The 14,574-nt window shown below is 75.5% G+C and carries 14 protein-coding genes and 1 pseudogene; 10 read left to right on the top strand and 5 right to left on the bottom strand.

From position 1 onward, the window contains the following. Nucleotides 1–102 precede the first annotated feature (102 nt). Together ACQPZO_RS17795 and ACQPZO_RS17800 are read left to right on the top strand one after the other, a co-directional pair. Nucleotides 103–1,074: an aldo/keto reductase gene (locus tag ACQPZO_RS17795; RefSeq protein ID WP_433342391.1), complete on the top strand. Its 972-nt coding sequence runs from the start codon at nucleotides 103–105 to the stop codon at nucleotides 1,072–1,074. 87 nt (nucleotides 1,075–1,161) lie between these two features. Continuing rightward, on the top strand, nucleotides 1,162–1,353 hold the full coding sequence (locus ACQPZO_RS17800; protein WP_396672976.1) for a DUF5703 family protein: 192 nt from the start codon (nucleotides 1,162–1,164) through the stop codon (nucleotides 1,351–1,353). 306 nt (nucleotides 1,354–1,659) lie between these two features. On the opposite strand, the gene ACQPZO_RS17805 is transcribed toward ACQPZO_RS17800, so the two are convergent. Both ACQPZO_RS17805 and ACQPZO_RS17810 read right to left on the bottom strand, forming a co-directional pair. After that, a complete protein-coding gene (locus ACQPZO_RS17805) occupies nucleotides 1,660–2,325 on the bottom strand; it encodes a hypothetical protein (protein WP_433342393.1) in 666 nt (221 codons plus the stop codon). A 58-nt stretch (nucleotides 2,326–2,383) separates the two neighbouring features. Next, a complete protein-coding gene (locus ACQPZO_RS17810; protein WP_433342395.1) occupies nucleotides 2,384–3,712 on the bottom strand; it encodes a M20/M25/M40 family metallo-hydrolase in 1,329 nt (442 codons plus the stop codon). 159 nt (nucleotides 3,713–3,871) lie between these two features. Between ACQPZO_RS17810 and ACQPZO_RS17815 the strand changes: the two genes are divergently transcribed. From ACQPZO_RS17815 to ACQPZO_RS17825, 3 genes are all read left to right on the top strand, one after another. After that, a complete protein-coding gene (locus tag ACQPZO_RS17815; protein WP_433342397.1) occupies nucleotides 3,872–4,522 on the top strand; it encodes a hemerythrin domain-containing protein in 651 nt (216 codons plus the stop codon). 91 nt (nucleotides 4,523–4,613) lie between these two features. Next, nucleotides 4,614–5,627, top strand: coding sequence for a LysR family transcriptional regulator (locus ACQPZO_RS17820; protein WP_433342398.1), 1,014 nt, complete (start codon nucleotides 4,614–4,616; stop codon nucleotides 5,625–5,627). A gap of 20 nt (nucleotides 5,628–5,647) precedes the next feature. Next, nucleotides 5,648–5,884, top strand: coding sequence for a hypothetical protein (locus ACQPZO_RS17825; RefSeq protein WP_433342400.1), 237 nt, complete (start codon nucleotides 5,648–5,650; stop codon nucleotides 5,882–5,884). Between the two features lie 128 nt (nucleotides 5,885–6,012). Here ACQPZO_RS17825 and ACQPZO_RS17830 read toward each other — a convergent pair whose 3' ends face one another. Genes ACQPZO_RS17830 through ACQPZO_RS17840 form a run of 3 tightly spaced genes read right to left on the bottom strand, consistent with a single transcriptional unit; the run spans nucleotide 6,013 to nucleotide 9,115 of the window. After that, entirely contained in the window at nucleotides 6,013–6,363 is a 351-nt protein-coding gene (locus ACQPZO_RS17830) for a DUF3140 domain-containing protein (RefSeq protein WP_396672981.1), read from the bottom strand. Continuing rightward, the gene (locus tag ACQPZO_RS17835; RefSeq protein WP_350883076.1) at nucleotides 6,363–6,533 is read right to left on the bottom strand and encodes a hypothetical protein; all 171 of its coding nucleotides are present in this window, start codon (nucleotides 6,531–6,533) and stop codon (nucleotides 6,363–6,365) included. Before ACQPZO_RS17835 ends, ACQPZO_RS17830 begins: the two co-directional genes overlap by 1 nt. A gap of 17 nt (nucleotides 6,534–6,550) precedes the next feature. After that, nucleotides 6,551–9,115 (bottom strand): ATP-dependent Clp protease ATP-binding subunit, encoded by a 2,565-nt coding sequence (locus ACQPZO_RS17840; RefSeq protein ID WP_433342402.1) that lies wholly within the window; start codon nucleotides 9,113–9,115, stop codon nucleotides 6,551–6,553. 113 nt (nucleotides 9,116–9,228) lie between these two features. On the opposite strand from ACQPZO_RS17840, the pseudogene ACQPZO_RS17845 reads away from it, so the two are divergent. The 5 genes and pseudogenes from ACQPZO_RS17845 to ACQPZO_RS17865 form a co-directional block, all read left to right on the top strand. After that, nucleotides 9,229–9,597 (top strand): annotated as a pseudogene (locus ACQPZO_RS17845) (hypothetical protein); the annotation flags it as partial. A 225-nt stretch (nucleotides 9,598–9,822) separates the two neighbouring features. Beyond that, on the top strand, nucleotides 9,823–10,083 hold the full coding sequence (locus tag ACQPZO_RS17850; protein ID WP_074473389.1) for a hypothetical protein: 261 nt from the start codon (nucleotides 9,823–9,825) through the stop codon (nucleotides 10,081–10,083). 8 nt (nucleotides 10,084–10,091) lie between these two features. Beyond that, nucleotides 10,092–11,138: a hypothetical protein gene (locus ACQPZO_RS17855; protein WP_433342405.1), complete on the top strand. Its 1,047-nt coding sequence runs from the start codon at nucleotides 10,092–10,094 to the stop codon at nucleotides 11,136–11,138. After that, nucleotides 11,131–13,818 carry an FtsK/SpoIIIE domain-containing protein gene (locus ACQPZO_RS17860; protein WP_433342408.1) on the top strand — a complete coding sequence of 896 codons (2,688 nt, stop codon included), beginning with the start codon at nucleotides 11,131–11,133 and terminating at the stop codon, nucleotides 13,816–13,818. Before ACQPZO_RS17855 ends, ACQPZO_RS17860 begins: the two co-directional genes overlap by 8 nt. Beyond that, entirely contained in the window at nucleotides 13,815–14,480 is a 666-nt protein-coding gene (locus ACQPZO_RS17865; RefSeq protein WP_433342409.1) for a hypothetical protein, read from the top strand. The genes ACQPZO_RS17860 and ACQPZO_RS17865 overlap by 4 nt, the downstream gene beginning before the upstream one ends. The last annotated feature ends 94 nt before the right edge of the window (nucleotides 14,481–14,574 follow it).

A 14,574-nucleotide genomic window follows, 5' to 3' on the forward strand; every position in this document is an offset into this window, starting at 1 on the left:
GGACCGGCCGGGCGGATGGGAATCCCGCCGGCCGGAGGGGCTAGCAGGAACTTGACGGGAGCGAGGATGTCGGTGACGGCGGGTTGGAAATAAGGTTCACCCATGCAACAGCGACCGCTCGGCCGAAGCGGGCTGGCGGTTTCCCGGCTCGCGCTCGGCACCATGACCTGGGGCCGGGACACCGACGCCGACGACGGGGCCGCCCAGCTGAAGAGCTTCCTCGATGCGGGCGGCAATCTGGTGGACACCGCCGACGTGTACGGCGACGGGGACGCGGAGGCGGTGATCGGGTCCCTGCTGGGCAGCCTGGTCCCCCGCGACGATCTGCTGATCGCGACGAAGGCGGGGCTGCGGCCGGGCAACGACCGGCGCCGGGACACCTCCCGGGGCCACCTGCTGCGCACGCTGGACGCCTCGCTGCGCCGGCTCGGCACGGACCACGTGGACCTGTGGCAGGTGCACGGGTACGACCCGGACACGCCGTTGGAGGAGACCCTGGCCGCACTGGACCACGCGGTCACCAGCGGCCGGGTCCGCTACGTCGGGGTGTCGAACTTCTCCGGCTGGCAGACCGCGCGGGCGGCGGCGTGGCAGGCGGCGTGGCCGGGGCGGGCCCCGGTGGTGGCCGCCCAGGTGGAGTACTCGCTGCTGGAACGGGGGGTGGAGCGGGAGGTGCTGCCGGCCTGCGAGGCGCTGGGCCTGGGAATGCTGCCCTGGTCGCCGCTGGGCAGGGGGGTGCTCACCGGCAAGTACCGGCACGGCCGGCCAGCGGACTCGCGGGCAGCGTCGGCGCACTTCGAGCCGTTCGTGGCGACGTACCTGGAGCCGCGCTGCTCCAGCATCGTGGAGGCGGTGGCCACGGCGGCAGGCGGGCTGGGGGTGTCGCCGTTGGAGGTGGCGCTGGCCTGGATCCGGGACCGGCCCGGGGTGACGGCCCCGATCCTCGGCGCCCGGACGGTAGGGCAGCTCCTCGGGGCGCTCCAGGTGGAGCGGGTGACCCTGCCCGACGAGATCGTCGTCGCGCTCGACGACGTGTCGGCGGTGCCGATGGGCTACCCCGAGCGGGACGGCTGACGGGGCCCGTCGCGCAGGTGGGGGCGGAGGCGGCGGTCACCTCGGGAGGGGTGGCGGGCGGCCGGCGGGCTGGGCAGCATGGAACCCATGGACTACGAATACGCGCCGCTGCGGTTGCCCTCGAACGTCGACCGGTTGACCGCCGCGGCGCAGCTGGCGATCCAGGCGGAGTTCTCGGGCTGGGAGCTGGCCCGGGTGCGGCTGTACCGGGACGGCACGCGGCAGGTCGTGCTGCGCCGCCGCCGGGTCGACCAGCCCCAGCCGGGCCTGTCGTACTGAGCACCGGGTCACCTCCGGGCGACCTCGGTGCGGCGCCGCCCCGGGGCGCGAGCAGATGCTCGGGCCCTGAGGCAACCACGGTGCGGCAGCGCCGCCCCGGGGCGCGAGCGGAAGCTCGGGCCCTGAGGCAACCACAGTGCGGCGACGCCGCCCCGGGGCGCGAGCGGAAGCTCGGGCCCTGAGGCAACCACAGTGCGGCGACGCCGCCCCGGGGCGCGAGCGGAAGCTCGGGCCCTGAGGCAACCACAGTGCGGCGACGCCGCCCCGGGGCGCGAGCGGAAGCTCGGGCCCCGGGGCGGCCACGGCCTAGTGGCGGTGCCCCGCGTGGTCGTGGTCCTCGTCCTCGTGGTCGAGGAACGGGTGCTCGTCGAGGCGGCCCACGAGGCGGTCGTCGGCGGCGGGCTGGAACGGGCCAACCGCGTCGTCGTCGTCGAACGACTCCAGGTCGACCGAGGTGTCGACCTCGCTGACCATGACCACGCCGTCGAGCGGTTCCAGCTCCGGGACGTCCAGCGCGCTGAGTGAGCCGTCGCCGCTCTGCAGCAGCTCCAGCACCGCCTCGCCGACGCCCTCGACGGGTGCCGGCTCGTCGTCCTCGGGGGTGCCCTCGCGGCGGGCCGCCTCGGCGGCCCGGATCAGCGCGGCGACGCTGGGCACCCGGTAGTCGCGGCGCTGGCGCACCGAGATGACCCGGGGATGCGCGTCGGTGGCCTCGACGCCGTCGGCGGCGCCGAAGCGCTCGTCGGCCTCGTCGGGGTCGATGGACTCCACGTCCCAGGGTGTGACCTCGCCGAACGCGTCGAGCAGTTGCTCGTCGTACGCGAAGGAGGCGTTGTTCAGCGCGACGTACGCCTGCCAGACGTCGTCGTCGTCGACGCGGCCCTGGGCGGTCCGGACGGCGGCCAGGTGCACGCGGGCGGCGTCGATCACCCGCTCCAGGGCGGCATCCAGCTCACCGTGCTGGTCGGTCATGTACGTTCCCTTCGCAATGTGGGATGTTCCGCGCCGAACGGTAGGGCGACGGACACGGTCAGCAACTCCGGAGGAACCGGTCGAGAACCCGCACGCCGAACTGTAGTCCGTCCACCGGAACCCGCTCGTCGATGCCGTGGAACAACCCGGAGAAGTTGAGGTCGGCGGGCAGCCGCAGCGGCGCGAAACCGAAGCAGCGGATGCCGAGCTGAGAGAAGGCCTTGGCGTCGGTGCCGCCGGAGAGCATGTAGGGCACCGGCCGGGCGCCCGGGTCCTCCGCGCGCAGGGCCACGGACATGGCGTCGACCAGATCGCCGTCGAAGGTGGTCTCCAGGGCGGGCTGGCGCTGGATGTACTCGATCACGATGTCCGGGCCGACCAGCTCGCGCAGCTGCTGCTCCAGCAGCTCGGACTGGCCCGGCAGGCTACGGCAGTCGATGGTGGCGGTGGCCCGGCCGGGGATGACGTTGTCCTTGTAGCCGGCGGCGAGCCGGGTCGGGTTGGCGGTGTTGCGGATCGTCGCGCCGATGATGTTGGCGATCGGGCCGAGCTTGGCGATGGCGGTCTCCGGGTCCGCCGGGTCCAGCTCGACGCCGAGCAGGTCGGAGACCTCCTCGAGGAACGCCCGCACGGTGTCGGTGACCACCACCGGGAAGCGGTGCCGGCCGATGCGGGCCACCGCCTCGGCGAGGGCGGTGACCGCGTTGTCGTCGTGCACCATCGAACCGTGGCCGGGTCGGCCCTTGGCGTGCAGTCGCAGCCAGTCGATGCCCTTCTCGGCCGTCTCGATCAGGTAGAGCCGCTGGGACTCGTCGATCGAGTACGAGAAGCCGCCGACCTCGCCGATCGCCTCGCTGCAGCCGTCGAAGAGGCCGCGGTGGTGCTCGGTGAGGAAGTGCGCGCCGTAGTCGCTGCCGGCCTCCTCGTCCGCGGTGAACGCCAGCACGATGTCGCGGGCCGGCCGGACGCCGGTGCGCTGCCAGTGCCGCACCACGGTCAGCACCATGGCGTCGAAGTCCTTCATGTCGATCGCGCCGCGGCCCCACAGGTAGCCGTCGCGGATCTCCCCGGAGAACGGGTGCACCGACCACTCGTCGGGGTCGGCGGGCACCACGTCGAGGTGGCCGTGGACGAGCAGCGCGTCCCGGCCGGGGTCGGTGCCGGGGATGCGGGCGACGAGGTTGGCCCGGCCCGGGGCGGACTCGTGGATCACGACGTCGACGCCGACCTCGGCCAGCTTCTCCGCGACGTACTCGGCCGCGGCGCGTTCACCGACGCTGGTGGCGTTGTCCCCGGTGTTCGTGGTGTCGATGCGCAGCAGGTCACGGCAGAGGTCGACGACCTCGTCGGCGGGATCGGGTCGGGCGGAAGCGGCGTCGCTCGTCATCGGTTCTTCATACCAGCAGCGGCCGTCGGCCAGGTCGCCCGGCCGGCCCTCCGTTTCGCGCGGGCCCGCGCCGGGTACCGCCGGTCCCGTCCCGCACCGCCCATTCGGGCCGCCCCGCCGCACCCGTCGGCCGCCGCACCCGCCACCGAGGAGGGCACCATGACCGTCCCCCTGCCCCCGTTGCCGCCCGTACCCGAGGAGGGCTATCGGCCCGGCGGACGCAGCCTGGTCGACATCGTCGACCAGGAGCACCGGCAGATGCTGGCCCTGGCAGACCGGATCGGCGGCCCCGACCCGGACCCGGAGCCCGGCGACCTGGTCCAGGTGCTCACCGCCACGGTCTCCCGGCACCTGTCGGCGGAGGAGCAGTACCTGTTCCCCGCTGTGCGGGCCGCCCTACCGCAGGCCGGGGAGCCGGTCGACCGGGAAATCGAGGCCGCCGGCGCGCTGCTGACCGCCCTGAAGGGGTTGGCCGGTCCGGCCGATCCCGCGCTGGCCGACGTGCTCGAGCGGGTGCGCCGGCACGTCACCCGGGTCGCCGCACTGGTCAGCCCGCTGGGCGAGGTGGCCACCGACGTGGAGCTGATCCGGCTGGGCAACCGGTGGGAGATCGCCGAGGAGGCCGCGCCGACCCGGCCGCACCCGGGCACCCCGGCGACGCCGCCCTGGAACCGGATCGTCGAGCCGGCGGTGGGCGTGGTGGACAAGGTCCGCGACGCAATGACCGGCAGGCCGACGTACCTGACGGATCTGGAGCCGGAAGCGGGCCGGCCGGCGACCGCGGCGGAGGCGCGGCGACCGCCGGACTGACCGATTATCGGACGGGCCAGCCCGGACATCGGTCAACTCCGATCCTGCCAGGGCCTTCCGTCGATCCCCCGAGTGGCCATACCGTCACCCTATGAATCTGGAGCTGCGACACCTGCGGGTGGTCTGCGCCATCGCGGAGACGGGGAGCGTGACCAAGGCGGCGTCCACGCTCGGCCTGGCCCAGCCGGCGCTCACCGCCCAGCTCCAACGCATCGAGCGGACCCTCGGCGGCCCCCTGTTCGAACGGGATCGGCGGGGCGCCCGGCCCACCGCCCTCGGCGAGCTGGTGCTGTCGCGGGCCCGGGTCCTGCTGCCGGCCATGCAGGGCCTGCAGGACGAGGCGGCCCGGCTGGCCGGCGCCGACTCGACGCCCGCGCGGTACCGGTTCGGCGGGGTGAACAGCCCCATCCTCGGCCGCTTGGTGCACCGGCTCGCCGCCGCGCACCCCCAGGCCCAGATCACCACGTACGCCTCCTGGTCCGCCGACGAGCTGGCCCAGCTCGTCGGCGGCGGCCGGATGGACTACGCCCTGGTCGGGGTCTGCGGCGACTCGCTGCCACCGACCGGGCACGGGCTGACCTGGCGGGAGGTGGCGATGGAGCCGGTGCAGGTGCTGCTGCCCGAGGGACACCCGATGGTCGAGCGGGACGAGGTGCGCCTGGTGGACCTGCGCGGCGAGCAGTGGGTCGCCGCCCCCGGCGACGGCTGCTTCGGCGACTGCTTCGCCGCCGCCTGCGCCCGCGACGGCTTCACCCCCAGCAAGATGTACGAGGCCGACGTGCGCGGCTGCGTCGACATGGTGGAGGCCGGCGCGGCGGTGGCGCTGTGCCAGGCCACCTTCCGCCCCGTACCCGGGCTGGTGACCCGCCGGCTGGTCGGGACGCCGCTGCGCTGGCGGCTGATGCTGGGCTGGCACCCGGACTCGGCCGGAGCGGGCTTCGCCGGTGAGGTGCTGGACACGGCGGTGTCGGCGTACACCGACTCGCTCGCCGCGCACCCGGACTACCTGGCCTGGCTGCTGCGGCACCCGGAGTTCGGGGTGCGCCGGCCCGCCCCGGCCGGTCCGGCGCCCGGCGGGGCGGGTTCCGGGGTGCGAATCGCCTGATGGTGGGTAACTGGGGCGGCATGACCGATCTCTACCCCACCGCCGACGACCGGGAGACGCTGCGGGAGGCCGCCGCCGCGCACACCGCCGCCTCCCGGGACGTGGAGGCGTTCCTGCGCCGCCTGCCCGTGGTCCCCGACCCCGCCGACATCACCGAGTACGCCACCCTGCTCAGCCGGGAGGAACGGGCGCGCGGCGAGCGCCAGGCCGCCGCGGACGCCGCCGGGCTGCAGATCGGCAGCATGGAGTCGGAGTGACCGCCACCCACAGTGGTCCCCGCGTGCGGCCGGCACGCGGGGACCGTTGAACGGCGCGGGCGAAGGGTCAGCGGCCCCGTGCGGGCCTCGGGAGCCGGTGGGCAGCCGACGCGGCCCGGCTGGTGACGTCAGCGTTCCACGAGGATGTCGTGGCCGAGGTCGAGCAGGGAGTGCCGCCACTCGTCGTCGCTGGTGCCGCCCTTTGGGCGGGCCGCGGTCAGCGCCCGGATCCGGTCGATGGCGTCCCGCATCACCTCGATGTCCTCCGGGGTCAGGTCGACCTTGCGTTTGCGCAGCACCGCGAGGATCTGCCGGCCCGGCTCGGGCAGGTCGAGGGAGGGGTTCGGCCCGAACGACTCCTCGCCGGAGCCTCGGGTCAGCAGCCAGCTGCGCAGTTGCTCGGAGGTGACGTTCACCTCGGCGTGGAAGTCCTCCCAGAGCACCTCGACCTCGGGATCGAGTCGCGCCTCGCGTACCATCACGCCTCCTCTGCGGGCGGCGGCCCGGACGGTTCCGGTTCGCCGGTGTGGGGTTGCAGGCCCTCCGGCGGCACCCGCACCCGGGTGGGGTTGGCCGTCGGCGGGGCCAGGATCGGTTCGGCCCGTTCGTCGCGTGGGTTCTCCTCGCCGCTCTCCTCGGGTTCGGTCATCTCCGCCCTCCGCCCGCTCACCGCGGGTGGGACGTGGTGGCCGCGGAGTAGTCCCGGTCGCCGGCGGCCACCTCGAAGGCGAGCGCGTCGTCGCGGGCGTCCACGGTCACCCGCTGCCCCGGCGAGATCTCGTTCTCCAACAGCATCCGGGACATCCGGTTGTCCACCTCGCGCTGAATCACCCGTCGCAGCGGGCGGGCGCCGAACTCCGGCTGGTAGCCGCGCTCGGCGATCCAGTCGATCCCGGCGACGGTGAAGTCCACTCCGATGTCCTGGGCGTGCAGCCGGCGGCGGGTCTCCTCCAGCATCAGCTCGGTGATCTGGCGCAGTTGCTGCTGCTCCAGCCGCTGGAAGATGATCACCTCGTCGATCCGGTTGAGGAACTCGGGGCGGAAGTTCTCCTTGAGCCGGCGCATCAGCCGCTCGCGCAGCTCGTCGTTCTCGCCGGCCTCGCCGGCCGCGCCCGTGCCGAAGCCGACCGCGCGCTGGCTGCCGGTGATCAGCTCGGAGCCCAGGTTGCTGGTCATGATCAGAACGGTGTTCTTGAAGTTCACCGTCCGGCCCTGGCTGTCGGTGAGCCGGCCGTCGTCGAGCACCTGGAGCAGGATGTTGAACACGTCGGGGTGGGCCTTCTCGATCTCGTCGAGCAGCACCACCGCGTACGGGCGGCGGCGCACCGCCTCGGTGAGCTGGCCGGCCTCCTCGTACCCGACGTAGCCGGGGGGCGCGCCGACCAGCCGGGCGACGGTGTGCCGTTCCTGGAACTCGCTCATGTCCAGCCGGACCATCCGGTCGGCCTCGCCGAACAGCGACTCGGCCAGGGCCCGGGCCAGCTCGGTCTTGCCGACGCCGGTGGGGCCGAGGAACAGGAAGCTGCCCATCGGCCGGTTCGGGTCGGCCAACCCGGTCCGCGACCGGCGCACCGCCTCGGCGACCGCGCCGACCGCGTCGTCCTGGCCCACGATCTTCTCGTGCAGGTGTCCCTCCAGCCGCAGCAGGCGGTCCCGCTCCTCCTCGGTGAGCTGGGCGACGGGGATGCCGGTGGCCCGGGAGACCACCTCGGCGATCTCCTCCGGACCGACGGCCGGCACCTGGGAGCCGCCACCCTCGTCGCCCTCGTCGCCCTTGGCGCGGCGGATCTGCGCCTCCATCTCGGTGATCTGGTCGCGTAGGGCGGAGGCCCGCTCGTACTGCTCGTCGGCGACCGCCTGCTCCTTGTCCCGGCGCACCTCGTCGAGCTGCTGCTCGAGCTCCCGCACGTCCGAGGCGGGGGTGCGGGTGCGCAGCCGAACCCGGGCGCCGGCCTGGTCGATCAGGTCGATCGCCTTGTCCGGCAGGTAACGGTCGGTGACGTACCGGTCGGACATCTCGGCGGCGGCGACCAGCGCCTCGTCGGTGAACCGAACCTGGTGGTGGGCCTCGTAGCGGTCACGCAGGCCGCGCAGGATGGCCACGGTGTCGTCCACGGTGGGCTCGGGCACCAGCACGGGCTGGAACCGGCGGGCCAGCGCCGCGTCCTTCTCGATGGTGCGCCGGTGCTCGTCGAGGGTGGTCGCGCCGATCACCCGCAGCTCGCCGCGGGCCAGCGCCGGCTTGAGCATGTTGGACGCGTCCATGCCGCCCTCGCTGCCCGCCCCGCCGGCGCCGACCAGGGTGTGGATCTCGTCCAGGAAGATGATCAGCTCGTCGCGGTGGGCGCGAATCTCGTCGATGACCTTCTTCAGCCGCTCCTCGAAGTCGCCCCGGTAGCGGGTGCCGGCGACCAGGCCGGCGAGGTCGAGCTGCACCACCCGCTTGCCGAGCAGGGTCTGCGGCACGTCGCCGTCGCAGATCCGCTCGGCCAGCCCCTCCACGATCGCGGTCTTGCCGACGCCGGCCTCGCCGATCAGCACCGGGTTGTTCTTCGTACGCCGGGAGAGGATCTCCACCGCCTGCTCGATCTCGGCGGACCGCCCGATCACCGGGTCGATCTGGTCGTTGCGGGCCAGTTCGGTGAGGTCCTGGCCGTACTGGTCGAGGGTCGGCGTGCCCCGGTCGGGCTTCGGGCCCGTCATCGGGCCGCGCTCGGCGCTGGCCGCCTGGAGCGACTCGGGCTGGATCCGGCCGGCGGCGAGCATCCGGCCGGCCGGGGACTCCGGGTTCAGCGGGAGGGCCATCAGGATGTGCTCGGGGCCGATGTAGTTGGCACCCATCGCGCGGGAGAGCTGGTGGGCGTCGAGCAGGGCCCGCTTGGCGGCCGGGGTGAGCGACAGGTTCGGCGGCACCTCGCCCCGGGGCGCGCCGTCGCCGCGCCCGCCCAGGGCGTTGACCAGGGTGTCGGGGTCCGCGCCGGCCCGTCGGACCAGGTCGCGCAGCGGTTCCCGCTGCAACGCCGCCCAGAGCAGGTGATCGGTGTCCAGGTCGTTGCTGTGCCGCTGGGCGGCCCGGCGGGCCGCGTCGGCGAGCATCTCCCGCGCGTCGGCGGTCATCAGCCGGGTGATGTCGACCCGGTGCGCCGGCCGGCGTCCCGCCTCGCCCCGACCGAAGTACCGGGCCAGGAACTCGTCCCACGGGTCGGAGCCGAAGTCGCCGGTTCCCGTCATGTCTTTCCTCCCGCGGTCGGACGCGCTCGCCGGTGCAGTCCTCCGCCGGCACGGACGGCGGTGGCTACCCGGCGACCGGCGCGACAAACGCCCCCGGGTGGCAGGCTGGACCCATGGATGCGAGGCCGCTGCTGATCGTGGACGCCGCCAACGTCGTGGGGTCCCGCCCCGACGGCTGGTGGCGGGACCGGGCCGGGGCTGCCGCCCGGCTGCGCGACGCCCTGACCCCGGTGGCCGACGGCGGGCTGCCGCCGCTGCTGCCCGGGCCCGCGGAGGTGGTGCTGGTGGTGGAGGGCGCGGCGCGGGGGGTGCCGACGGTGCCCGGCGTGCGGGTGGTGGCCGCGCCGGGTTCGGGCGACGACGCCATCGTCGAGCTGGTCGGCGCCGCCGCGGACCGCCGCCGGCTGGTCGTCACCGCCGACCGGGAGCTGCGCGGCCGGGTGGGTGCCCTCGGCGCGGAGGTGCAGGGCCCGCGCTGGCTGCGCGACGGGGCCCAGCGGGGCCGCACCCGCGGCGACGACCCCGCCACCGGTCCGCTTGATGGGACTCGACGACCCGCGGACGAGACTGCCGTCGACCCGCCGAGCGGACTTCCCGCACGTCAGGGCGGTAAGCGGGCGGACGGGCAGCAACACTGACAGGGCGGTTGTTCTCTCCCCGACGGGGATGGGTTGTAATGGAGATCTCCCCGCCCCCAGGAGGTCCACGTGGCGAGCGTCGCCGAGCTGAAGGCAGCGATCGATGTCGCCCTACAACAGATCGGTGACGGGCAGAGCGCCGTGCAGGCCGCCGGCGAGAAGCTCGCCGAGGCGCAGCAGACCCTGGCCGGGGCCCTGGAGGGCAGCGGGCACGAGACCGTCGAGGCGGCACAGGCCTCGCTGACGCAGGCCAGCCAGGAGCTGGAGGAGTGCCTCGCGGCGACCCTCGTCGCGGTGGAGCAGGCACAGCTATACGTCTCGACCCTGTAGGGGCGGGCGTGTCCATCATCGAGGACGTCGGGGCGCAGGTGCGGGCAGCCGCCGAGGAGCTGCCGATCGCCCAGCTCGCTGTGGCGCTGGAGAAATTCGGCCAGGCCACCGAGCGGCTGCGCTGGGTGCGGCAGGAGTCGGCCAACCCGATGGGGGTGCCCGAGCTGTCCGCCGCCACCGAGCACGCCGAGTCCGCCGGGCACGCGCTGCGGGTGGCGCAGGAGCAGCTGTCGGCGTACCTGGCGGCGATCGGGCTGGCCCCCGACGGCGCCCCCGCGGCCCGCCCGGCCGGCGACCGGCAGGCGCACGACGCGCCGCGCGGCGGGCCGCCGGCCGCCGGGGAGCAGCCGCCGCCCGCCCAGGACGACAACCCGGTGCTGCGCCGCTGGTGGGCGGTGCGGGTGGCGGAGCTGACCGGAGGCCGGGAGGGCGCGCCGGACGCGCCGGACGAGAAGGTCGGCGACTCCCGCGAGCTGCTGCGCCGGGTGGTCGACGGGGTCCGTTCCGGCGACCGGGACCGGCTGCACCGGGAGCTGCGCGGCGCGCACGCCGACGTCGGCCTCGGCCTGGCCGCGGTCGCCCCGCCGATGCTGCGCGAGCTGGCCGGCGAACTGCTCGGCCATCCGCCCCGGGCCGACGACCTGACCCGGCTGCGCCGGGAGCTGGAGGGTCGGGTCCGCGACCTGCTCCCCGGGCTGCCCCCGCCAGCGCTGGAGACGCTGCTGACCAGGATCTGCCGGATGCCCCCGCCGCAGCGCGGCAGCGGCGAGGAGCAGCCGCACGCGGCCGACCCGGCGGTCACCGCCGGCGTGGCGACCGCCGTGCTGCTGGCCCGCCTCGGCAAGGATCTGCCCCACGACCCAGGGCAGCCCGACCCGGCCGGCGAGCCCGCCCGGGAGAAGCACCGCGAGGCCGAGCGGGACGCCTGGGACCAGGCGACGCGGGAGCGCGCCGCCCGGGAGCGCGCGGCCCGGGACCGGGCCGCCCAGGGCCGTCCGCCCGCGCCGCCCCCGCCGCCCGCCGGGAACGCCACCCGTCGGGACTCCGATGGCTGACCGGCGGACCCAACTGGTGACCCGGGTGCGCGGCATGCTCTCCGAGGCGCTGGGCGCCACCCGGGGCCGGCTCGCCGCCGCCGACGCCGAACTCGCCGCCGCCCGGGACCGGCTGACCCGGGTCGAGCGCGCCGCCGCGGCCGTGCCCGCGAGGGTGGGGGCCCAGCGGGACCGGCGGCTGGCCGAGATCGACGCCCAGCACGCCGCCCGGATCACCGAGCTGGCCCGCCGGGCCGTGGACGCCGCCCGCCGGGAGGCCCCGGGCGCGGCCTCCGCCGACTGGACGCGGTGGACCGTCACGCCGGCCGGGCGCGGCGAGCCGCCCGGCGCGGTCCGGGTCGGCACCGTCCGCATCCCCGGCGCGGAGCCGGTGCCGGCGCTGGTGCCGCTGCTCGACGCCGGGCACGTGCACCTGACCGGGGCCGACGCCGACGGCGGGGCCTCCGTCGTGCCGGCGCTGCTGCTGCGCAGCCTGGGCCGGGCCGACCCGGGCGCGGTACGGCTGTTCGGGTACGACCCTGAGCACCTCGGCGGAGGCTTGGCCGGGTTCGCCCCGCTGGGCACGGCCGGGCAGCTCACCTTCGTCGGGCCGGGCGGGCTGGGCCGGCTGCTGGACGACCTGGTGGAGCAGATCCGCCGGATCAACGAGACGGTGCTGGCCGGCGAGTACCGCTCGCTGCGCGAGCTGGCCGGCGCGACCAACCGTCGCCCGGAGCCGTGGCGGGTGGCGGTGCTGCTCGGCGGCGACGAGCTGTCCCGGCACGAACGCGGCCAGCTCGACCGGGTGGTCCGCACCGGCGCGGCGTGCGGGGTGCACCTGGTGGTGCGGGGCGTGCCGGTGCCCGACGACCCCACGGTGACCCGGGTCGTGGTGGGCCCGGACGGCGCCCGGGTGGGCGGGCCGCCCGGCCTGCCGGTGACCCTGGACCCGCCGCCACCGGCCGCGCTGGTCACCGAGACCTGCCGGCAGGTCGCCGCCCGGGTCAACGCCGGCCCCCCGCCGGCCCCGTTCACCGACCTGCTGCCGCCGCCGGAGCAGATGTGGCGGGAGGACTCCTCCGCCGGGCTGACCGCGCCGATCGGCGAGGGCCCGCACGGCCGCCCGGTGCTGCTCAACCTCGGCGACTACCCGCCGCACGCGCTGATCGGCGGCCCGTCGGGCACCGGCAAGACCAACCTGATCTTCGCCTGGATCGGCGCGCTGGCGTCCCGGTACTCCCCCGCCGAACTGGAGTTCTACCTGCTCGACTTCAAGGAGGGGGTGTCCTTCGCCCGGTTCGCCCAGGGCCGGCGGGACCCGAGCTGGCTGCCGCACATGCGGCTGGTCGGGATCAACGTCAACACCGACCGGGAGTTCGGGCTGGCCCTGCTGCGCTTCCTCGCCGAGGAGCTGCGCCGGCGGGCCGACGCGGCGAAGAAGCACGAGGTCACCAAGCTCGCCGAGCTGCGGGCGGTGGACCCGACCGGGCACTGGCCCCGGATCGTCGCCGTGGTCGACGAGTTCCAGGCGCTGCTGGCCGGCCGGGACGTGGTGGCCCGGGAGGCCGCCGACCTGCTGGAGGACCTGGCCCGCCGGGGCCGCTCCCAGGGCATCCACCTGGTGCTGGCCTCGCAGGACGTGCGGGGCATCGAGGCGCTGTGGGGGCGGCCGGCGCTGGTCGCCCAGTTCACCCTGCGCATCGCGCTGCCCAAGGCGCTGCGCATCCTCGCCGAGCGCAACGACGCCGCCCAGTCGCTGCCCCGGCACCACGCCGTGATCAACGCCGAGTCGGGGCTGGCGGAGGGCAACGAGGTGGCCCGCATCCCGTCGGCCAGCGACTGGGACGCCTGGAGCGAGTTGCAGCACCGGCTGTGGCGGATGCGCCCGCAGGACGCGAAGCCGGCCCGGCTGTTCGACGGCGACGCGATCCCCCGGCTGCGCGACGCCCCGGACTTCCGGGCGCTGAACCCGCCCGAGGGCGACGACGGACCGCCGCGCAGCCCGGTCGCGCTACTCGGGGAGATCATCGACGTGCAGGCCCGCTCGGCGGTGCTGCGACTGCCCCGGGCACCCGGGCGGAACCTGGCGGTGCTGGGCACCCGGGTCGACGAGGCGTGCGCGGTGCTGGACGCCGCCGCCCGGTCCCTGGCCCGCCAGCACCGTCCCGGCACGGCCCGGTTCTCCATCGCCTGCCTCGACCCGGACGCCGACCCGGCCGCCCGGGAGCTGTACGCCGACCTCGCCGACGACGCCGCCTGGTACGACGACGAGACCCTGCCGGAGCTGATGGCCGAGACCGCCGCCGCCCTGGACCGGCCGGGCACCCCGGCCACCCCGCACTACCTGCTGCTGTACGCGGTCGACGCGGCGGCCGGCCGGCTGGCCGCGCGGGCCGGCGGCCGGACCGGGCTGGAGCAGCTGCGCCGGATCCTGCACGACGGGCCGGAGCGGCGGACCCACGTGCTGGCCTGGTGGCGCGGCGTGGCCCGGATGCGGGTGGATCTCGGCGGGCCGGCCGCCCGCACCGACCAGATCGGCGCCTGGGTGGCCCTCGACGTGCAGGGCGCCGAGCTGGGCTCGTCGCTGTACCCGGGCAGCGGGGGGCCGGACTGGTACCCCCGGCCGTGGCGGGGGCTCTTCTTCGACCGGGCGGCGCACCGCACCGGCCAGGTCATCATCCCCTACGGACCGTCGGCATGAACGAACCCGTGATCAGCGAGACGTACGCGGCGCAGGTGCGCCGGCTGGCCGAGCTGACCGACCGGGTGCGCACCCAGCGCGCCGAGGCGCGCACCTGGCACGAGCAGCAGTGCGCCGCCGCCGAGCGGGCCGTCGCGGAGGCCACCGAGCAGCTCCGGTACGCCGAGCAGGAGGCGGTCGACGCGCGCGAGCTGGTGGAGCGGGTGGACGCCGAGGCGGCCCACCTGTGGCAGCAGCTACGGGGCCGGCTGGGCGTCGGTGCCCGCCGCGTCGGGGACCCGCCCGGCCCGGCCCGGGACGCCTCGGGCGACCCGCTGCTGCTGCTGCACGGGGTGCGCGGGCTGCTGGACCGGACCCGGCAGCCCGGCGAACTGCCCACGTCGGCGAACCCGCTGCTGGCGCTGTGCGGCGTGCTGGGGGCGGCGCTGATGTTCGTCCTCGGCGCGGGCGCCCGCGCGCTCGGCGCCCGCAACGGCGGCGACCTGGCGGTGGGGCTGCCGGTGCTGGCGCTGGTGGTGACCCTGCTCGGCCCGCTGGTCGGGCTGGCCCTGGCCAAGCGGCTCGCCGACCGCCGGCACGCGATCCTGTCGCCCCGCCCGATCACCGTCGTCCTGGTGGCGGGCCTGGTCACCACCGGCGTGCTGCTGGTCCTCACCCGCTGAACAACCACCGGCGGGCGGACGGCCGGCTGCCCGCGGCGGGCACCGGACCCGCACCCAGCGCGGCCGATGCCTGAGTACCGCCCGCGGCCGGCGC

The sequence above is a fragment of the Micromonospora sp. CA-111912 genome (genome assembly GCF_050948415.1).
Classification (GTDB): domain Bacteria; phylum Actinomycetota; class Actinomycetes; order Mycobacteriales; family Micromonosporaceae; genus Micromonospora.